The 18,499-nt window shown below is 59.3% G+C and carries 20 protein-coding genes; 9 read left to right on the top strand and 11 right to left on the bottom strand.

Annotated features, from left to right (window positions below; genetic code table 11):
• Positions 1 to 4: 4 nt before the first annotated feature.
• The 8 genes from sctJ (at position 5) to QCD69_RS14860 (ending at position 5,249) form a co-directional block, all read left to right on the top strand.
• Positions 5 to 778 (top strand): type III secretion system inner membrane ring lipoprotein SctJ, encoded by a 774-nt coding sequence (gene sctJ / locus QCD69_RS14895; protein ID WP_253454940.1) that lies wholly within the window; start codon positions 5 to 7, stop codon positions 776 to 778.
• Positions 779 to 781: 3 nt separating this feature from the next.
• Positions 782 to 1,360 (top strand): type III secretion protein HrpD, encoded by a 579-nt coding sequence (locus QCD69_RS14890; protein ID WP_253454941.1) that lies wholly within the window; start codon positions 782 to 784, stop codon positions 1,358 to 1,360.
• Positions 1,347 to 1,937, top strand: a complete 591-nt coding sequence (sctL, locus tag QCD69_RS14885) for a type III secretion system stator protein SctL (protein ID WP_301252576.1) — start codon at positions 1,347 to 1,349, stop codon at positions 1,935 to 1,937. Before QCD69_RS14890 ends, sctL begins: the two co-directional genes overlap by 14 nt.
• Positions 1,938 to 2,033: 96 nt before the next feature.
• Entirely contained in the window at positions 2,034 to 2,261 is a 228-nt protein-coding gene (locus QCD69_RS14880; protein ID WP_253454943.1) for a type III secretion protein HrpF, read from the top strand.
• Complete coding sequence (locus QCD69_RS14875) at positions 2,248 to 2,631, top strand: type III secretion system chaperone (RefSeq protein WP_253454944.1); 384 nt, start codon at positions 2,248 to 2,250, stop codon at positions 2,629 to 2,631. The genes QCD69_RS14880 and QCD69_RS14875 overlap by 14 nt, the downstream gene beginning before the upstream one ends.
• A 13-nt stretch (positions 2,632 to 2,644) precedes the next feature.
• Positions 2,645 to 4,738, top strand: a complete 2,094-nt coding sequence (sctC, locus tag QCD69_RS14870) for a type III secretion system outer membrane ring subunit SctC (RefSeq protein ID WP_301252574.1) — start codon at positions 2,645 to 2,647, stop codon at positions 4,736 to 4,738.
• Between the two features lie 11 nt (positions 4,739 to 4,749).
• Positions 4,750 to 4,935, top strand: coding sequence for an HrpT family type III secretion system protein (gene hrpT / locus QCD69_RS14865; protein ID WP_125288536.1), 186 nt, complete (start codon positions 4,750 to 4,752; stop codon positions 4,933 to 4,935).
• The gene (locus QCD69_RS14860) at positions 4,932 to 5,249 is read left to right on the top strand and encodes a hypothetical protein (RefSeq protein WP_253454947.1); all 318 of its coding nucleotides are present in this window, start codon (positions 4,932 to 4,934) and stop codon (positions 5,247 to 5,249) included. The genes hrpT and QCD69_RS14860 overlap by 4 nt, the downstream gene beginning before the upstream one ends.
• A gap of 278 nt (positions 5,250 to 5,527) precedes the next feature.
• Here QCD69_RS14860 and sctU read toward each other — a convergent pair whose 3' ends face one another.
• The gene (sctU, locus tag QCD69_RS14855) at positions 5,528 to 6,613 is read right to left on the bottom strand and encodes a type III secretion system export apparatus subunit SctU (protein ID WP_253454948.1); all 1,086 of its coding nucleotides are present in this window, start codon (positions 6,611 to 6,613) and stop codon (positions 5,528 to 5,530) included.
• A complete protein-coding gene (gene sctT / locus QCD69_RS14850; RefSeq protein ID WP_253454949.1) occupies positions 6,613 to 7,413 on the bottom strand; it encodes a type III secretion system export apparatus subunit SctT in 801 nt (266 codons plus the stop codon). The genes sctU and sctT overlap by 1 nt, the downstream gene beginning before the upstream one ends.
• A gap of 405 nt (positions 7,414 to 7,818) precedes the next feature.
• On the opposite strand from sctT, the gene QCD69_RS14845 reads away from it, so the two are divergent.
• Positions 7,819 to 9,588 (top strand): hypothetical protein, encoded by a 1,770-nt coding sequence (locus QCD69_RS14845; RefSeq protein WP_253454950.1) that lies wholly within the window; start codon positions 7,819 to 7,821, stop codon positions 9,586 to 9,588.
• A 282-nt stretch (positions 9,589 to 9,870) separates the two neighbouring features.
• Here the strand turns inward: QCD69_RS14845 and sctS are convergent, their stop codons facing one another.
• Genes sctS through sctW form a run of 9 tightly spaced genes read right to left on the bottom strand, consistent with a single transcriptional unit; the run spans position 9,871 to position 18,390 of the window.
• Positions 9,871 to 10,131, bottom strand: coding sequence for a type III secretion system export apparatus subunit SctS (gene sctS / locus QCD69_RS14840; protein WP_253454951.1), 261 nt, complete (start codon positions 10,129 to 10,131; stop codon positions 9,871 to 9,873).
• Between the two features lie 7 nt (positions 10,132 to 10,138).
• Positions 10,139 to 10,792: a type III secretion system export apparatus subunit SctR gene (gene sctR, locus QCD69_RS14835; RefSeq protein ID WP_125288530.1), complete on the bottom strand. Its 654-nt coding sequence runs from the start codon at positions 10,790 to 10,792 to the stop codon at positions 10,139 to 10,141.
• 4 nt (positions 10,793 to 10,796) lie between these two features.
• Positions 10,797 to 11,816 carry a FliM/FliN family flagellar motor switch protein gene (locus QCD69_RS14830; protein WP_253454952.1) on the bottom strand — a complete coding sequence of 340 codons (1,020 nt, stop codon included), beginning with the start codon at positions 11,814 to 11,816 and terminating at the stop codon, positions 10,797 to 10,799.
• Entirely contained in the window at positions 11,813 to 12,415 is a 603-nt protein-coding gene (locus tag QCD69_RS14825) for a type III secretion system HrpP C-terminal domain-containing protein (protein ID WP_253454953.1), read from the bottom strand. Before QCD69_RS14825 ends, QCD69_RS14830 begins: the two co-directional genes overlap by 4 nt.
• The gene (locus QCD69_RS14820) at positions 12,412 to 12,873 is read right to left on the bottom strand and encodes a type III secretion protein (RefSeq protein ID WP_301252571.1); all 462 of its coding nucleotides are present in this window, start codon (positions 12,871 to 12,873) and stop codon (positions 12,412 to 12,414) included. Before QCD69_RS14820 ends, QCD69_RS14825 begins: the two co-directional genes overlap by 4 nt.
• Positions 12,857 to 14,218, bottom strand: coding sequence for a type III secretion system ATPase SctN (sctN, locus tag QCD69_RS14815; protein ID WP_301252569.1), 1,362 nt, complete (start codon positions 14,216 to 14,218; stop codon positions 12,857 to 12,859). The genes QCD69_RS14820 and sctN overlap by 17 nt, the downstream gene beginning before the upstream one ends.
• Positions 14,215 to 15,111 (bottom strand): FHA domain-containing protein, encoded by an 897-nt coding sequence (locus tag QCD69_RS14810; protein WP_253454956.1) that lies wholly within the window; start codon positions 15,109 to 15,111, stop codon positions 14,215 to 14,217. The genes sctN and QCD69_RS14810 overlap by 4 nt, the downstream gene beginning before the upstream one ends.
• A 10-nt stretch (positions 15,112 to 15,121) precedes the next feature.
• Positions 15,122 to 17,230: a type III secretion system export apparatus subunit SctV gene (sctV, locus tag QCD69_RS14805; RefSeq protein WP_301252567.1), complete on the bottom strand. Its 2,109-nt coding sequence runs from the start codon at positions 17,228 to 17,230 to the stop codon at positions 15,122 to 15,124.
• Complete coding sequence (gene sctW, locus QCD69_RS14800) at positions 17,227 to 18,390, bottom strand: type III secretion system gatekeeper subunit SctW (RefSeq protein ID WP_301252566.1); 1,164 nt, start codon at positions 18,388 to 18,390, stop codon at positions 17,227 to 17,229. The genes sctV and sctW overlap by 4 nt, the downstream gene beginning before the upstream one ends.
• Between the last annotated feature and the right edge of the window lie 109 nt (positions 18,391 to 18,499).

The following is an 18,499-nucleotide window of genomic DNA, read 5'->3' as shown; positions in this document are numbered from 1 at the left end:
CCCTATGAAACTTTTGCTGAAATGGCTAATGATTAGCTCGCTGGCGCTTTTTCTGGTCGGCTGCGGCGATAAAACCGTGCTGTACAGCGGGCTGGCGGAAAGCGACGCCAACGATATCATCGCCGAACTGAATCAGCATCAAATTGCCGCGCAAAAGCTGATTGAAAAAGCGGGCATTTCCGTGTCGGTCGATGCGGAAAATATCGAGCGCAGCGTAAAAATCCTCGACTCCGCCGGGCTGCCGCACAAGGCGCGCACCAATCTTGGCGAGGTGTTCCAGAAAAGCGGCGTGATTTCCAGCCCGATGGAGGAGCGCGCCCGCTATATCTATGCGCTTTCGCAGGAGGTGGAATCGACGCTGGCGCAGATCGACGGCGTGGTGGTGGCGCGCGTGCACGTAGTGCTGCCGGAAAGGCTGGCGCCCGGCGAGCCGGTACAGCCCGCTTCCGCCTCGGTGTTTATCAAATACCATAACACCCTGGATCCGGACAGCATTGAGCCGCGCATCCGCCAGATGGTTTCCACCAGCATTCCGGGCCTGGCGGGCAAAAGCGATAAGGATTTAGCGATCGTTTTTGTGCCGGCGCAGACCTATGAAGACAAGATTGAAGTGGTACAGATGGGGCCGTTTCAGCTTTCGCCGGATGAGTACGGCACGGTGAAATGGGTATTCGCGCTGTTCGCCATCGTGCTGCTGATCGCCTTCGCTTTGCTGCTGTTCAAGCCCGGCCGGAAAAAAGAAAAACCGGCCAGCGCCGCTGCGGCGACAGGAAAATAAGCCGTGGAGCAGGCTTCCATCGCGGACTGGCTGCACTGGTGGCAGCAGGGCTGGTGGCAACAGGCGGAGGCGGGCTGGACATCCGACTTTTTCGCTCTGCCGCCGGCGGCGCAGCAGGCATTGAGCTGGCAGCAGCCGCAGGCCGTCGCGGCCAGCTTCGGCATCTCCCCCGCCCTGCCGCCGGAACCGTCAGCGCGGATGCTGGCGCTGATCGCGTTCGACGACGAGCGCTGGCAGCGTCTACTGGCGCTGCTGGCCGCCACCTGCGCCCCACAGGCCACGCCGTCCGGGATGGCGGGCAGCGATTTGATCTGGTGTCGGCGCTTAAGCAAAGGCCTGCGCTGCGACAGCTGGCTGGATGCCGCCTGCTTTCATCCCTGGCCCATCGGCGGCCTGCTGCTGCTGCGCGCGCTACATCCGGAAAGCTGGCCTCGTTTACGGCTGCGTTTTCCCCCTGAATGGGCCGCACAGCTGGAAGAATATCCCACGTTAACGCTGCCGCACGCCAGGCTGGCGGCGCTTTACGACGCGGCCATCTGGCAGTGTCAGCAATCAGGAACCGAGCCGCATGTGGATCACTAAAAAACTTGCCGTGCTGGCGATGCCTGCGGGGCCGCTGCTGAGCCGCGAAGCGCTGGTTGACCATCAGCAGGCGCTGAGCCTGCTGCAAACGGCGGAACAACAGGCGCAGCAGCGGCTGGCCCGTGCCGAAGAAGAAGCCGATCGGCTGCTGGAAGAAGCCAGAACGCGCGCGGACGCGGCCGTTGCCGATCGACAGCAGGCTTTTGTCGCGCAGGCGGAGCAGTTTTTCGCCGACTGGCAGCAGCAGCAGCAGCAGTGGCAGGAGGCGCTGATTCCCCAGGCCGAGGCGCTGCTGAAACAGGCAATGAATCAGCTGCTGGCGGCGCTGCCCGCCGATGACCGCCTGACCGCCATGCTGCGGCAGCTGCAACAGGCGCAGGGCCGTCAGGCTGCCGCTACGCTAAGCTGCGCGCCCGTCCGACAGGATGAAGCTGCCGCCTGGCTGAAGCAGCATCCGCTCGACTGGCAGCTGGTCAGCGACAGTTCGCTGGATGCCGACACGCTGCGGCTGACCACCGACAACGGCGAGCTGAGCCTGAGCTGGACTCAGGTTTGCGCGGCGCTGATCCCCGACTAGCGCCCTTCTTTTCTGCCACAACAATTTTTTCGCCTCGTCGGAACCCGCTCGCGTTCTCCGCCACTTAATGGCACCCCCCAACCGGAGACTGAAACGATGAGCTATGAAGATTCGATCCAGCGTCGCCTGACCAGTCAGGTCGCGCACGCGCAAAAAGATATGTATCAGTTCGCGCAAGAGAGTCAGGACCAGCCGTTTAACGTCAGTGATATGTACGCCTTCCAGAACGAGATGCTCGACGTCTCCAACGCCAACTGGGCCAGCTCGCAGTACACCCAGTACAAGCATGGTATCCGCAAGGCCATCATTGATGCCATCAACTGATGTCGCCGATCTGATTGAAGCCTGTCTGGATAAAACCAACGGCGAGCTGGCGCTGTGGATTGACGAGATGCCGATCACGCTACAGCGCCTGCCCGGCGGCTGGTTTTTTTTTGCCGAGCTACAGCTGCCTGTGCCTGTTAATGATGCGCTGATGCAGCGGGCGCTGCGGCTGACCGACCCGGCGCTGCATCACTTCGGCGACCTTACCGCCGCGCTTTGCCTGCATCCGCAGCGCGAAACGCTTTGTCTGCTGGCGCGGTTAAAAAGCGACGCAAAAGAGGCCGCCGTCGCGCTGTTAGAAAGTCTTTGTAATCAATGTGAAATCTGGCAGGACACCCTGCTGATGCTAATGCGGCCAACGAGCCTGTAACAAGGAGAGAAGCGTGCCTACGCCGTCTGCTTTTTTACCCTTTCGCCCTTTGCTGCTGGCTTTGGCGATCGGGCTTTCTGTCTCACACAGCTACGCCACTACACCGGAAGAATGGCGCGAAGGCGCCTACGCCTATTCCGCTGACAATACGCCGCTCAGCGTGATCCTGCAGGATTTCGCCAGCAGCCACGGCGTGGATGCCAACGTCACCGGCCTGCCCGATACCTTTGTCACCGCGCGCCTGCGCTCCGACAATGCCGAGGCCTTTCTGAACAGGCTGGCGCTGGAGTATCGCTTTCAGTGGTTCGTCTATAACAACACGCTTTATGTCAGCCCACAGTCGCAGCAGACCTCGCGTCGTCTGAAGATCAGCCCGGATGCCGCGCCCGATATTAAACAGGCGCTACAGGGCGTCGGCCTGCTGGAGCCGCGATTCGGCTGGGGCGAGCTGCCCGACGACGGCGTGGTGCTGGTCACCGGGCCGCCCAAATATGTCGATCTGATTGCGGATTTCAGCAAAAAATCCGAGCCGGAAACCAGCGAAGACAAGCAAATGATGGCGTTTCCGCTGAAATATGCTGACGTGGCGGATCGCACTATCAAATATCGCAACCAGACGCTGGTGGTGCCCGGCGTGGCCACCATGCTTAACGAACTGCTGGGGCAAAACAGCAACGGTTCGGCCAACGGCGCCACCACCACGCAGAACGGTCGCGGCGGCAGCGACAGCCCCTACCAGGCGATGCAGAACGAAAGCCGCAGCATCATGGAACAGATGATTGGCCGCAATACCCGGCTTGGCCGCAGCAACGAGCAGCAGCCGGGCAAAACGCTGCAGGGGAAAGTCTCCGCCGACGTACGCAACAACACGCTGCTGGTGCGCGACAACAAAAAGCTGCGCTCGGAGTATCAGGAGCTGGTCAGAATGATCGACGTGCCGCAGAAGCTGATTGAAATCGATGCGGTCATCGTGGATATCGACCGCAACGAGCTGGCCCGTCTTTCCACCAACTGGTCCGGGCAGTTCGGCAACGTAACCGCCGGCGCGTCGATGCTGAACGGCGCCAGTACCCTGTTCGTTACCGATTTTAACCGCTTCTTCGCCGATATTCAGGCGCTGGAAGGCGAAGGCACCGCGTCGATTATCGCCAATCCGTCGGTGTTGACGCTGGAAAACCAGCCTGCGGTGATCGACTTCAGCAATACCGCCTTTATCACCGCCATCGGCGAGCGGGTTGCGGACATTCGGGAAGTAACGGCGGGCACCAGCCTGCGCGTCACGCCGCGTTCAATCGGTGATAACCCGGAAAAAGCCGCCGTGCAGCTGGTGGTGGATGTGGAAGACGGCAAGCTGGACAAAAACGAGGACGGCAGCGCGCAGGGTACGGAAAACGGCGTGATCAGCACTCAGGCACTGGTGCAGGAAAAACGGTCGCTGGTGATGGGCGGTTTCCACACCAAGCAGAGCGGCGATGACGAAGAGCGCGTGCCGATCCTCGGCAAAATTCCACTGCTGGGCAAGCTGTTTACCTCCAACAACCGCACCACTTCTCAGCGCGAGCGGCTGTTTATTATTACGCCGCACCTGATTGGCGACCAGGTCGATCCTTCCCGCTACGTTGATGCGCAAAACAGCGCGCAGATTAACGATGCGCTGCGGGATATCAACCGACGCCATCAGTTCGGCGACATGAAGCGCACCATCGAAAATGCGATGCAGGATCTGGCCGAAAGCCGTCAGCCGGGCGGTTTACAGCCCAGCCAGACGGGGCTGCCGCTCGGCTCGCTCTGTTCGGTACCGCTGACCTTCCGCGCCAGCGCTCGCCAGCAGTGGTACGGCAACGACGCGATGCAGATTTCGGTAGGTGTGATCACCAACACCAGCGGAAAAGAGGCGCGCTTTGACGAGGCATCCTGCCGGGGCGATCGCACGCTGGCCGTGGCCGCCTGGCCGCATACCCGCCTGCAACCGGGCGAATCCACCGAGGTGTACGTGGCTTACGATACGCAGGCGCCGGCCAGACCTGGCCGCGTATCGCTGCTGCAATCGGCGCCGGTGTCGCTGTCCACCAGCGGCGTAAAAACGACGCGCCTGCTGTCGCGCTAATGAGGCTGATAATGAAAAAACCTGTTCTGATCCTGCTGATGGCGATGCTGCTTACCGCCTGTGCAAAGCCTAAGTTCGCGGGCTGTAGCGAGATGTCTTGCCGCCCGGTGTCGGACGATCGGGCGGTCACCATCTGGTGGCAGCCGGATATGCGCAACGGGCCTTTTGACTATTCACAGGCTTCGGTTAATCAGTGATCCGCGTCGATTCCCATCGCGCCTTTCTGGCTGCATGGCAGCGTGGTGAGGCGTGCTGCTGGTGCGATCCCGTCGGACACGAGCTGCGTTTTTATGCGCAACCCGTGCCGACGCTCCAGCTGCTGCCCGCTCCTTTTTCCCCTTTCCGGCTGCGTGAGGCGCTGATGCGCCGCTTTCTCGCGCCCGGCCGTTACGAAGGCTGTTATCTTTCCGCTACGCCCGAAGGCGCGCCGCTGCTGATGCTCCAACTCACCGGCAGCGAAGTGCCGCAGGATGCGATCGGCACGCTGTATTCGCTGGCGGATATGACGTAGCCAGCAGGCCCCGACATAAAACGGGGAAACGTATAATATAAAAAAGCGTATTCCCGTTTAGGCTACGGATTATCTGGCACTAAATTTCCTTAAGCAGTTTCCGTAGCGGAAAGGTTTCCGTATTCCGGGAAATAAGCCGTAAACGGCCATCTTCAAATGGAAGCTTTACCATTAATATATTGATTTTAATGATATAAATCCAATCAGCCAACTTTGAACTTACTAAAAATGACATCACACCCGAGCTCAGTAAAGCGGCCCTGGCATTGCACGCTCTGTTACTCTTCGATTTCCAGCACTTCATCCAGCTGCTGATCCTCCAGCTCTTTCAGCAGGCGATAGACCTGGGCGACGGCCTTCAGCGTTTCTCGCGGGATATAGTCGCCTTCATTCACCGTTCTGAACAGCGTGCGGGTCAGCCAGACGAAACGGATCACCGGCATCTGCCGTTTTTTGGCTTCCTCAATAATATCCTGCGCATCTAAGCCTTCCGCCTTAAACAGCAGGCGCGGCAGCGGCGTTTCACCGGCGCGGTAATAAAGCCCGACGGCAAAGTGCGTAGGGTTGACCAGCACCATATCCGCCTCTTCCACCGCCACTTCTCTTCTGGGCCTGGGCTCTTCGTTAAGGATCTGATGCGACAGCGATTTGCGATGCCCTTTCATGTGTGGATCGCCTTCGCTCTGCTTGAACTCGTTGCGGATATCGTCATGGCTCATGCGCTGCTGTTTGAGGAAGAAATATTTTTGCAGGCCGAAATCGAACGCGCTCAGCACCAGCAGCAACGCCAGCGTTTCCCGCACGATTTTTATAAACAGCGCCAGCACCGCCTGCCAGAAGCCGTTGAGATCCTCGCCGTAGGCCAGCTGCGCCAGCGGCCCCAGGTCGGGTTCGATCGCCAGGTAAAAAATAACGCCGATGGCGACCGCCTTCAGCACGCTGGTCAGCAGCGTGCTCAGTTGTTTGCCGGAAAACATATTCTTCAGGTGGCCGACCGGATTGATGGCGTCGAACTTTGGCGCCAGCGCCTCGGTAGAAAACAGCGGGCCGAACTGTAGCCAGCCGCCGATAATGCGCAGCAGAAAAATCAGCGCGCAGACGATGCCGCAGAAATAGCAAAGCACCATCACCCCGTCCAGCATCACTTCCTGCATGGCATGGCCGAAAGGATCGTTCAGGCGGGCAAGCGGCAGCATAATCATCGCCTCCAGCCGCTGCATGCCGCCGCCGACCAGCGCGAAAATCGTCTCCATCACGCCTACGCAAATCAGCAGTTTGGGAATATCCGGCGTCTGGGCGACCTGACCCTTTTTGCGCGACTCCTTGAGCTTTTGGGGCGTGGCGTCTTCGGTTTTTTCCGCCATCAGCGCACCCCTTTAAACATGTCCGCCAGCTGCGGCACCAGATCTTTTAAATCGAACAGCCGCTCGCCTGCAACGTAATTCAGGATCGGCAAATAGAGCACAAAGAACAGCATGCCCAACAGGCATTTGGCGGGCATCGCCAGCACGGTAGCCTGGAGCTGCGGGCTGTAGATGCTGAGGATGCCGACGCTAAAATCCACCAGCAGCAGCAGCGCCACCAGCGGCCCGGCGTAAAGCACCATATGCGTGAAGATACCACCCAGCAGCTCCAGATAGACCTTCAGCCCGGCTTCGCCCGGCAGCGGCAGCCACTGCATCGGCGGCCAGAGGCTATAGCTATCCCAGATAATCTGCGTAATGGTCGACAGGCCCAGCCCGACTACCAGCAGCAGGATAATCGACTGCTGCATCAAAAAGCCGAGCGGCGTGGCGTCCGGCCCGAGCTGCGGGTTGAGCTGGCCGCCCGTCAGCGCGCCACGCTGGTTATCAAACAACGCGCCCACCGACTCGAACAGCCAGAACGGCATCGCCATCAGCAGGCCGATCGCCACGCCGATAATCACCTCTTTCAGCGCCAGCGCCGCCAGCAGAAACAGCGAGGGATCGTCCGCCGCCAGCTGCTGCTGGATCATCGGTGCGGGAAACAGCGCCAGCGCCAGCACGATGCCGGAGCGCAGGCCGCCTTTAATGGCGTTGAACGAGAACACCGGCGACAGCAGCAGGCAGGGGAAAATGCGCGCCATCGCCAGCGTCAGCGCAAGGATAAAGTGGTAGCCATCAAAAAGGACGTTGTTCCACATATTGTTAAATCTTTCGGGTTGCCGTTTATAGCTGAGTGGCAGAAAACCACAGAAAGTTCACTAAAAAAGCTATACGGATGTACGGATTACTTAAAGATGGTAAGCGCCTGCTTACGTTCATTGCGGGCAAGATTATTCTTACAAGATATTTTAAGAAAAACCCCCATCACAAGCCCCTTGCAAAAAAAATAAAAAAAGGTAAATCGCGCCCTGAAAAATAATATTAACGATCATCGTAAAAAAATCATATTCGTAACGAATTTCCCATGTTAAAAAAGAAAACAGGCGCAGTTAAGACCCTTACAAGGTTGCATAATATTAAATGAAACCGGATATTTAAGATTAAATATCCAATGGGTTAACTCGCCTGGTTAATTAAAAATTATTTTTTCATTGGAGAAAAAAATGCCCACTACTACTGTTAATGACGTACATACGAAAAGCGTTGCCACTTTTAACGATCTGCGCAAGCTTGCCCCTGCCTATGAAGGCGAAAGCGTGCTGCTTCGCTGTCACACCGCCCCTGGTGAGGCCATTTATAAAGGCACCGGCGGCGGCTGGTTTGTCGGCTCGCTGACGGCAGCAACGGACGATGGCGGCACCATTGCCAATACCGCCGGCAACGCCTACCACTGGCGTCGACAAATCAATAACCTGGCAGATTTAAACATTGGCGACTTTGGCGCCGTACCGGATGGTAAAACGGACGCTATCGCCGCGATCAAAGCCATGTATAACTTCACGTTTAAGCATTCAGGCGAGGCATATAAAGCCTGGATTACTTTTCCTGAAGGTAATTATGCCGTATCCAGCCTGAATATTTCTTCTGTTTACCTGCGTATGCTGAGAATTAATGGGCCTACCGTTGCTTACGGCTACTCGCCTGTGGCAAAGCTCACGCTTATAGGCGATGAAGGCAGTTTTGTTTTTAATACCAATGCTCGCCGCACGGAAGTTTCCTGCCTCGAAATTTATGGTCAGTACGATTTAGCAAAAAATACGCGCGGCTTTATGACGAATAAATGCGCCGAAGGACAGTACTATCAGTGCGACAGGCTTAATATTAGCCAAACGGGCGGCATCGTATTTAATATGATCGATACGCTGGATACGAAGTTCAACAGCTTTTACACCAGCAATACTTACGACTCTATTTTGAAAGGCCGTCCGTCTTATCAAAATTCATGGAATCATCTTACCGCTATCGAACTCAGCAACTTTAACGTACAGGAAAGCCACTCTACTACGCCGGCCTTTGATTTACCGCGCGCCACCCAGTGCTGTATCTACAACGGCTGGATGGAGAAATGTAACTACCCGATGGATATCAGTAACGGCGAGTGGACCATTGACGTGTTCAGTATGGAAGGCGCAACGGTGCCTGCCGATATCACCTTTACAAAAGCTATTTTGCGCCATATCAATTTGCAAAACGCCGCGTTTAACCGTAATAACGCCACGGTAGTGCGCTATCTCGGCGGTTACGATATGGGCTACCGTCGTGAAGAATCTTTTGGCACCACGCTGGCCGGATCCATGGCGGCTAACTGGTACAGCTCCAATCTGCGCTTTAACAACACCACCGAAGCGCCGGTATGGGTTTACGTTGGCGACTATGTCACCACGGCCGAAAGCGATCAGGTTACCGTGCGCTTTTTAGGCGCCCGTTCTGAGAGCCCGGCAGCAAGCGGCGCCATTAATAATCTGACCAATAACTTTGGCGGCGGGGAAGCTATCCTGCGTATGCGCCGGGCGAAAGGCGACGATACGGTTAAAGCAGTGGGCGCGGTGGAAGTCAGGGGATCGAGCCCGGTAACCGATATCCGGCTAAACCGGCCCTATGCGAATAATGTGAGCATCTATGTGAAGCTGCCCGCCAACAGCGGCTACGTTCACGTACAGGTTGAAAGCACTACCGACAGCCGTTTTCATGGCGGCAAGTGCTTCCTGTGGACACCGCGTGGCGAGGTCGTGGCAGATACGGTAGTCAGCAAGCTGAGCTCTCCGTGGACACCGGTTGATGCCGCTGCTTTTGGTACGCTTAGCGGGCACGGCATCGCTTTTGATACCGACGGCACGCTGGTGCTGACCACGAAAGCACTGCCGAAAGACAACAAGCTGCGCGTGCGCATCAACGGTATTAACTATCGTATTCCGTTGGAAATCGATTCCTGACTATCAGCCGGTTTTTATGACCGGCCAACATTAATGGCACGACGGTAAAAGGCAGCGGCAGTAAAATTTATGTTGATGGCGAGCTGCAACAGGCACTTACGAACACCTCGTTTCCTGGCGGCGAAGCTGTCGCGGCACGCAAAATAACGGCTATGAAGTCGCTGACAGAGAAATTTACAGCGCCTGATTGCCAGAGCAGTCGCGTGAATAAACCTGTCCTTTACCCTGTAATAACAACCCGCCGATCCGGCGGGTTTATTTTTTTATAAAGCTAACTTCTGGTTAGTACTTCACGTTAGGCATCATGGCAAAGGCGCTTTGCGTGAGTTCGGTCAGCTCCACGCCGATCCAGCGGCCGGTCAGCGCCAGCGCGACGCCCACCGCCACCAGCTTAATGGCGAAAGGCAGCGTCTGATCCTGAAGCTGCATCACCGCCTGCAGCAGCGAGACGATGACGCCGACGATCACCGCCACGATCAGCGGCGGCGCGGAAAGGATCACCACCAGCAGCATCGCCTGGCGGAAAAGGGTCAGGATATCCATTTTTCCCTCACAGATAGCTGTAAAACAGGCCGTCGAGCAGCCGCGTCCAGCCGCTGACCAGCACGAACAGCAGAATTTTCAGCGGCAGCGAAATGGTCATGGGCGACACCATCTGCATCCCCAGCGCCAGCAGCACGTTGGAGACGATCAGATCCACCACGATAAAGGGAATAAAAATCAGAAAGCCGATCTTGAAGCCGTTTTGCAACTCCGACAAAACAAACGAGGGGATCAGCAGCAGCGGGCTGTCGTGAGATACCGTGGCCGACATCTCTTTTGGCCACATGCGCTGCGCGTTTTCCTGTAGGTGGATCAAGATATCCGGGTCGGTATTCTTCACCATAAAACGCTTCAGCGGCTCCGCACCGTTGCTGACCGTATAGTCGAGCCGCTCCGCGGACTGGGTGTCAATCGGTACCGTTTTTACCCGCTGGCTGATTTCGTTGAAAACCGGCGCCATCACAAACAGCGAGGCGGCCAGCGCAATGCCGTAAATCGCCATGTTGGGCGGCACCTGCTGCACGCCCATCGCGTTGCGGGTCAGCATCAGCACCATAGAGATTTTTAAAAAGCAGGTGCAGACAATCATTAAAATCGGCACCAGCGACAGCGCGCCAAGAAACAGCGCCAGCGTCATCGGGTTCAGCGATAAAGCATCCATGCGTCTACCGCGCCAGCGGGTTGTGGCCCGGCAGCATCTGGGTGATTTGCAGGCCAAGGCGGCCCTCCACGTCGACCAGTTCGCCTTTCGCTACCGCATAGTCGCCGTGGCAGAGCAGCGCTTCGCCGGGCGTCACGTTGTCGATCATCACCGTCGCGCCCGGAGCGAGGGCAGAGAGTTCTCCCAGCGTCAGCTGCAGCTGGCCGCAGCGTACCGACAGCGCCAGCGGCAGTACGGAGAAATCCGTGGCTTCCGTCGTCGATCCCTCGTCCCACTGGGGATCGGGAGTGATCGGCTGCTCAAACTCGTCAGGGGGCAAAGTCACGTCATCGTTCTCCATCTCGCTAAGATAAAAATGAGCCGTCGTACCGGGCGTTATCCGCAACTCTCCGTGCAGCAAACGCCCGGCGCAACGGATCGTTCCACGCCCGTCCGGGGCAAAAAAAGGCTGCGGCGGCAGCACCACATCACCGCGCTTCAGCGCGCCTGGCGACAGCTCGACTTCGCCGATAATCAGCGGCAAAGCCAGTGGTAAATCGGGCGGAAGCGGCATGGCTTCTCGCTGCCAGCCGGGTTTGCTCAGAAGACGCGACAGGGTGTCGGCTGAGAGCGCCAGCAGGCTGCGCGCCTCTCTGTCTCCCCATGCCAGCGTCATCACCAGCAGAAATTCGCCCGCTGCTTTTTCTTCCGTTACAGCTATGTGGCCGAACAACGCCAGAAGTTCGCCAGAAAGTTGACTTTGCCACCACGGCCAGTACCAGCTTTGTTCCGGCGCGGTCGCAGGCAGGGCAAAAGTAGGCGTGGCGGCCATCAGCGACAGCACCGCCTGCGCGTCGGTAAATGCCAGCGTGCCCGCTTCGCACTGCCAGACGCTCATTTCGCCGGGCTGATAGCCGTCAGCCAGCGCCAGACGCAGCACGCCCGGTTCACCGGCCAGCTGCCAGGGATAAAAACAGCCCGCGCCGATTTGCCCGCGCAGCCGCGCGGCCTGTTTACTGAGTTTTTTTAGCGACAGCCTGTTCATGCTTCCTGCTCCGACGAGCGTCGTTCGAAACGCAGCCGTACCTGACAGGCCATGCGCTGACGCAGCGACAGACGACAGCGCTCCTGATGCGGCAGCAGGACGCGCCAGGCGGCGGGCTGCAGCTGCAGGGCGATATCCCAACCGCCTGCGGCCAGCGCGGAAAAGCGGGCGTCGACGTGGCCCAGCTTCGGCAAGAGCAGCGTCAGCGTCATCTCAGCGGGCGGGCGCTGCTCCGTGGCAGCGAGCAGATCCGTTTCGATTTCCTGCCACATCGCCATCGCGGGCGGCGCGCCGTAAGCGCTGCTTTCATCCAGCTGCGCAAAGCCCTGCTGCTGAGAATCGGACTGGCTGAAAGGCGGCGGCGTAAACGGCCTCTCGCCCTCTTCCAGCAGTTCGCTGAACAATGCATCTTCTTCACGCGCGGGCTTGCGCGGCTCGCGGCGTAGCGCAACCTTTTCACCGTCGTCGGCAGGCTTCTCTTTACGCTGCGCGATGCGCGCTTCGCCGCGCTGCTCCCTGTGGCGTTCCGTTGTCTGGCGCTGGAGATCGTGCTGCTGTTGCAGCCGCGCCGCCTGTCTCTGTGCGGAAAGGGTAATCATTCGCTTACCTCCTGCTGTAGTAAAAATTCCAGTTTCTCCACATCGCGCTGTCGCTGCCGCGTCTCCTGACGCGCCGCCTCGACGCGCTGCTGCTGATCATGCTGAGCCTGGGTCAGTTCGTGCAGCTTCAGCTGTCCGCTGTGCACCTTTTTCAGCGCCTGCTGCTCCTGTTCGAGGGCGCGTTCCAGCAGATAGCTGGCCTGACGCACGCCGCAGTTTTGCGCCGCGAAACCCGCTCTCAGCTGCTGATAGCCCTGCCGCCGCTCGTTCAGCTGTTCGCCAGCCCGATCTGTTTGCGTCTCCAGCTGGCGCAGCGTCTGCTCCTGCTCGCGCTGCTGTCTTTCACTGCGGTTGAGCCGCTGACGACGGATCGGCAGCAGCAGATCCAGCGTGCGCCGCAGCTCAACGGCGGCGACGTCGGCAACCGGCTCCGGTTCCGGATTAACGTGACGGCGCATAGCGGCTCACCTCTGACAGCTGAAAACAGGTCTGCTCGAAGCCGGACGGCGCGCGCATCGCCTGTTGCAGATAGCCGTTGATGGCGTCCTGCGCCTCTACCGCCGCATCCGTCAGGCTGTCGTTGCCCGGCTGGTATTCGCCCAGCCGGATCAGCATTTCCACCTGCTGCCAGGCCGCCATCAGCTGGCGCACGGAGGTCGCCTCTTTAATCTGCTGGCGCGCCACCACGTTGCTCATGGTGCGGCTGAGGCTGGCAAGAATGTCAATAGCCGGATAATGACCGCGCTCCGCCAGCTTGCGCGTCAGCACGATATGGCCGTCAATCAGCGAGCGCACCTCGTCCGCGACCGGATCGTTCATTGAATCCTGTTCAATCAGCACCGAATAGAGCGCGGTGATCGCGCCGGTAGTGGTTTGTCCGGCGCGTTCAAGCAGGGTTGGCAGCAGCGTATAGACCGAGGGCGGCAGGCCGCCACGTCCCGGCGGTTCGCCGAGCGCCAGGCCGATTTCACGCTGCGCGCGGGCAAAACGGGTCAGGGAGTCCAGGATCAGCAGCACGCTTTTGCCCTGGTCGCGAAAGGCTTCGGCGATGGCGGTGGCGGTAAAAGCCGCGCGGGCGCGCTCCATGCTGCTGCGATCGGACGTGGCGCACAGCAGCACCGTACGGCTGCGCAGCTCGCTATCCAGCTCATGGTCAAGAAACTCACGCAGTTCGCGGCCGCGCTCGCCTATCAGACCAAACACAATCACGTCGCACGGCGTATTGCGCGCCAGTTCGGCCAGCAGCGTGGTTTTGCCGCAGCCTGCACCCGCAAAAATACCCACGCGCTGGCCGACGCCCAGCGTCAGCAGCCCGTCGATGGCGCGCATCCCGGTCGGCAACGGCGTGTCGATCCTGGGTCGGGCCGTTGGCGGCGGCGCATCGCCCAGCACCGGTTTGACATTGTCCGCTTCGCCCGGCAACGCAAACGCGCTGACGCTGCCCGCTTCAATCGGGCGACCAAAGCCGTCCAGCACGCTGCCCAGCAACTGCTCCGACACGCGGATGCTGTGCGGCAGAAACAGCGGCGTCACGCGGGCGCCCTGGGCGATGCCGTCCAGCTGGCCTAAGGCGGAAAGCAGCGTGTGCTGAGGGTTGAATCCCACCACTTCCGCCAGCACACGCGTGTTGTTTTTGCCCTCAATCTGGCAGAGATCGCCAATGCGGGCGCCCGGCAGGCTGCTTTCCAGCAGAATGCCGCTGATGCCGGTGATGCGCCCGTAAATAGCCACCGGCGAGAAGCGCGCCAGCCGCTGCTGATGGGCGGCAAACCAGTCGTCAAGCAGAGGAAAATCAGACTTCACCAGTTCACCTTTATCTGTTCCCGACCGGCGAATTCAACTTCGCTGGAGGTGATCGCCACCAGCCGCAAATCGCCAACCTGATCGCCGACAAACAGCCGTTCGCCGGCGTCCGTCACCACGTTAGCCCGCTTGCCAGTGGTGATCTGCACGATGCGGAAAGGCAGCTTCGCGCTGCGCAGTCGCGTATGGTTAACCAGCTGCGGCAGCACGTTATACTGCGCCTGAAAGCGCGTCAGCATCCTGTCGAGGATCTGTAACCGCTCTTTGCTCAGCTCGCCGTTCAGGATCAGTCGCCCTTTATCCATATCGATTTTCACCCCCGGCGTCAGGCCTCGCTCCCGCAGCATCGCCAGCAGCGGCGGCCGCACCTCCTGTAAGGTTTCCAGCATTTTGCGGCTGGAAGGCGTGGTGGCGGTCTGCGCCACGGTGGGCTGAAGGATCCAGCTGATAATCGTGAAGCTCAGCAGCAGGATCAGACTGACCGACAGCACCTGAATACCGCGAGAAAAAAGGCGCGAAGGCGCGGGCGCGGAGGCAGCAACCGGTGCGGCGACGGCCGCAGGTGCAACGGGCAGCGGCGCCGCGCGCATCGCTTCCCAGGGCTGCTCCGCCGGCGCCAGACAGAGCCAGACCTCGCCCAGCGCAAAAGGCGTATCGGGCGACAGCGGATCCAGCAGCGTCAGCGGCTCGCCCTCCGCCTGGCGCACCTGGCCTTCAATGCCGTGCAGCTGCCAGCGCTCGTCTTCAAAACACAGCGCGGCGTGCTGAGAAGCCACGCCGTCGTCAGTTAATTGCAGATCGGCCTCTTCGCTGTGGCCCAGCGTCCAGCGCCCGCCGCTGACCGGCAATGCCGCTCCCTGATGGCGGCCCGTGAGTACGCGTAGCTCAAACATAATCCACTCCTCAGGCATCGAAAGCGTCGATGCCCTCCTCCAGTTCAAGACGACCGACAACGTTAATCGCCAGGTTGGTTTGCAGCTCGGCAAACGACAGCACCGGCACCTGATGGAACTCATCCTGAATCAAACCGCGCAGCGGACTGCGCAGATCCTGCGCCACCAGCAGCACCGCCAACGCCGACTGTTCCGGCATAAAGGCGCTGCGCAACTGGGTCAGGATGGCCATCGTTTGTTCCTGGGTCAGCGCAAAAAAGACCTCGTTCTGCGTCTGGCGCAGCGCGTCGCGCAGCTGCTCTTCCATCTCCGGCGTCAGTAGCCAGACGTGCAGGCCATCATCCTGCGCGTACTGATAACAGATGTGTTCTTTCAGCGAGATACGCACCAGATCGGTCAGCAGACTGATATCCCGCTCGTGCTGACCGTGTTCGATCAGCGCTTCGGCAATGGCGCGCACCGAGCGCAGCGGGATGCGTTCCGCCACCAGGTTTTGCAGCACGTTAGAGAAACGCGCAATCGGCATCACCCGCTGGAGCTCCTGCGCCAGCTCGGGCTGTTCGCTCTCCAGCCAGCCCATCAGCGCGCGCGTCTCCTGCAGACCGATAAAGTTGGGCGCGCTGGCGTGGATGGCGTTTTCCATCCTTTTCATCAGCAGTTCGTGAAAACCCCAGCGCGGCACGTTTTCGTCCTGGAGCACCGCGTGATCGGCGGGCAGCCACAGCAGCGTCGTTTCTCTTCTGGCTTCCGTGCCGGGCTGCACGCCCTCCTGCGCCGCCAACGCTTCATGTTCGTGGCGGCTGACGGCAGGCGTCGTTACGCCAAAGGTGCCGATAACGCGCGGGATCTCGTAGACCGAATAGCGAAACTCATCGGCGGGCTGCTGCTCCTGAAACTCGATATCAAAAGCGGGCAGCGTAAAGCCGTAGTTATAAACGATGCTGTTGCGCAGGCGACGGATAGCCTGCACCAGCTCCAGCGTTTCCGCCGTGCCGCGCGCGTTGGCCGGAAATTGCAGCAGATAGGGCCGCGTGGGGTTGAACTGGCGTAAATCTTCCGTGCCGTTCAGCTCGGGCGGGATCACCTCGTTTTCCATCTGCGGCTGGCTGGCTACCAGCTCTCTTTTTGTGCGCCACACCTGAAAACTGCCCGAGGCCAGCGTCAGCAGCGCCAGCACCACAAAGACGCCGGTCGGCATCCCCGGCAGCAGCGCAAAGCCGAACATGCCGATGGAGGAAAAAATCCAGGCTTTAGGCTGGCTGGTGAGCTGCTCCGCAATTTCCCGACCGATATTGTTATCCATGCTGCTGTCGCCGTCGGACGAAACGCGGGTGATAATCATCCCGGCCGTCAGCGAGATCAGCAGCGCCGGGATCTGCGCAATCAGGCCGTCGCCGATAGTCAGCACCGAATAGGTGTGCATCGCATCGCCTGCCGGCATTCCCAGCTGCATTACGCCAATGCTGAAACCGCCGATCAGGTTAATAAAGAGGATAACTAACCCGGCGATCGCATCGCCTTTTACAAACTTCATTGCGCCATCCATTGCGCCGAACAGCTGGCTCTCTTTCGCCAGATCGACACGTTTGCGTTTGGCGGTATTCACATCGATGATGCCCGCGCGCAAATCGCTGTCGATCGACATCTGCTTGCCCGGCATCGCGTCCAGCGTAAAGCGTGCGGCCACCTCCGCCACCCTTTCCGACCCTTTAGTGATCACCAGGAAGTTCACCACGGTCAGGATCAGGAACATCACCATCCCCACCGCAAGGTTGCCGCCGACCACGAAGGTGCCGAAAGCGGCCACGATATGGCCCGCGTCCTGCTGTACCAGGATCTGTCGCGTGGTGGAAATCGACAGCGCCAGCCGGAACATGGTGGTCAGCAGCAGCACCGCCGGAAAGCTGGAAAACGCCAGCGGCTTGGGCAGATACATCGCCAGCACCACCAGCAGCGAAGAGAGACAGATATTGACGGCAATCAGCGCATCGATCAGCCCCAGCGGCAGCGGAATAATCAGCATAAACACGATCGCCAGCGCAAACATCGCGCCGATGATCTCGGAGCGCTGCATGGCCGCCAGCGCGATGCGGTTGAGGATCAAAAACAGGCTGTTCATACCGCTCCCTGACTTCCCGCGCGGTTCTGGTCATTGATAAGTTTGGTGATGGTGGCGCGCAGTAGCGTCGCTGCTTCCGGCTGATTTTTCTGGTCCCGCCACAGCTTCGGCGGCATATCGTTGACCAGCGGCAGCAGCCCGTTCAGAAAGCGCATCCGCGCCTGCGGCTGTTCGACCTCAAACTCTTTCACGATGGCGGTGATATCGCGCGGCTGTAGCCCCATCTCCGCGATGCCCAGCAGACGTCGGGTCATCGCCAGGCCGTCGAGCGCAGAGAGCGGAATTTTCCCGCCGCTGCGTAGCCGGTTAAGCAGTTTGTCGCTGTTAGCGATCATCTGCGTCAGCTGCCCCGCCTCGCTCAGGGCAACATGGATTTTGTGCAGCGAGCGCGAAGAGAGCGAAGGCGTCAGCGAGGCAATATCCTCCGCCAGCGCGCGCTGTAAAGTACGCAGTCCTGGTACAAACTGCTCACGGCCAAAACGCTCCAGCAGGCTGTCCAGCATTACCGCCGCCGACTGATGCTTAACGATGCCGTGATAGTAGAGATGACGTATTGCCTGCTTTTCCGTGGGATCGGTGGTAAAGCTGGCGATGGCCGAGGCCGTATTCAGCCCGGCCCTTACGCTTTCGCCGTACTGCTCGTCGAGTTTGTTCAGCGCCTCGCCAGCGGCGTTGGCGGTCGCAATATCGCCGCTGCGATCGGCTTCGCGCAGCGTCATCCGCAGCAGCAGATCGCAGCGCGCCGGATCGTTGTCCACAGAGGCCACCAGCTGCTCCGCATCCGGCTCCCGCCCCAGCACCCCTTTCAGGGCACCAAGCCGCGCCTCCAGCTTCTCCTGCTGTTCGTCGTCCAGCATCTGGTAGAGTTCGCCAAGCCGCTCGATGCGCTCTACCGCGCCGCGATTGCTGCGCAGATGCTGGGTATTGATCTGCCGACGGTTCAGGCCCTTGGTTTTTTTCTCTACCTTTTCGCTGAACATCATGCCGATCTCTTCCAGCGAATCGGTCAGCGAGGCGGCCGCCAGAGGGGTGTTTACCGGTCTTGCCCGAACCTCCGGGCCTGTGCCCGTGCCCGTTGCTGCCGGACGCGGTATATCCTGCTTTAACACCGTTTTGGCCAGCGCCTGTTGATACTGAAGAGAAGATTGGACTTTTATCATCCCGGCCCCAAAGGTTGATTTCGCGATGGGATTAAGTGGTAAAAAAACGAAGCCGGTTCCCCAATAAATAAAAGTAAAAAAAAGACGACCAGCTGAAACTTTCAACCTC

Origin of the sequence: Erwinia sp. PsM31 (assembly GCF_030433775.1) — a bacterium.
GTDB lineage: Bacteria > Pseudomonadota > Gammaproteobacteria > Enterobacterales > Enterobacteriaceae > Erwinia > Erwinia aeris.
The sequence above is the reverse complement of the archived record's forward strand: the minus strand, read 5'-3'. Positions and strand labels throughout refer to the sequence as shown.

Excerpts from the sequence above, each read along its gene's own strand:
- QCD69_RS14845 (WP_253454950.1), top strand. The coding sequence starts at position 7,819 with ATGCCCACTACTACTGTTAATGACGTACATACGAAAAGCGTTGCCACT.
- sctL (WP_301252576.1), top strand. The coding sequence starts at position 1,347 with ATGTGGATCACTAAAAAACTTGCCGTGCTGGCGATGCCTGCGGGGCCG.
- hrpT (WP_125288536.1), top strand. The coding sequence starts at position 4,750 with ATGAAAAAACCTGTTCTGATCCTGCTGATGGCGATGCTGCTTACCGCC.
- QCD69_RS14825 (WP_253454953.1), bottom strand. The coding sequence starts at position 12,415 with ATGATTACCCTTTCCGCACAGAGACAGGCGGCGCGGCTGCAACAGCAG.
- sctT (WP_253454949.1), bottom strand. The coding sequence starts at position 7,413 with ATGTGGAACAACGTCCTTTTTGATGGCTACCACTTTATCCTTGCGCTG.
- QCD69_RS14810 (WP_253454956.1), bottom strand. The coding sequence starts at position 15,111 with ATGTTTGAGCTACGCGTACTCACGGGCCGCCATCAGGGAGCGGCATTG.
- QCD69_RS14875 (WP_253454944.1), top strand. The coding sequence starts at position 2,248 with ATGCCATCAACTGATGTCGCCGATCTGATTGAAGCCTGTCTGGATAAA.
- QCD69_RS14880 (WP_253454943.1), top strand. The coding sequence starts at position 2,034 with ATGAGCTATGAAGATTCGATCCAGCGTCGCCTGACCAGTCAGGTCGCG.
- QCD69_RS14820 (WP_301252571.1), bottom strand. The coding sequence starts at position 12,873 with ATGCGCCGTCACGTTAATCCGGAACCGGAGCCGGTTGCCGACGTCGCC.
- sctR (WP_125288530.1), bottom strand. The coding sequence starts at position 10,792 with ATGGATGCTTTATCGCTGAACCCGATGACGCTGGCGCTGTTTCTTGGC.
- sctS (WP_253454951.1), bottom strand. The coding sequence starts at position 10,131 with ATGGATATCCTGACCCTTTTCCGCCAGGCGATGCTGCTGGTGGTGATC.
- sctJ (WP_253454940.1), top strand. The coding sequence starts at position 5 with ATGAAACTTTTGCTGAAATGGCTAATGATTAGCTCGCTGGCGCTTTTT.
- sctV (WP_301252567.1), bottom strand. The coding sequence starts at position 17,230 with ATGAACAGCCTGTTTTTGATCCTCAACCGCATCGCGCTGGCGGCCATG.
- sctU (WP_253454948.1), bottom strand. The coding sequence starts at position 6,613 with ATGGCGGAAAAAACCGAAGACGCCACGCCCCAAAAGCTCAAGGAGTCG.
- sctW (WP_301252566.1), bottom strand. The coding sequence starts at position 18,390 with ATGATAAAAGTCCAATCTTCTCTTCAGTATCAACAGGCGCTGGCCAAA.
- QCD69_RS14830 (WP_253454952.1), bottom strand. The coding sequence starts at position 11,816 with ATGAACAGGCTGTCGCTAAAAAAACTCAGTAAACAGGCCGCGCGGCTG.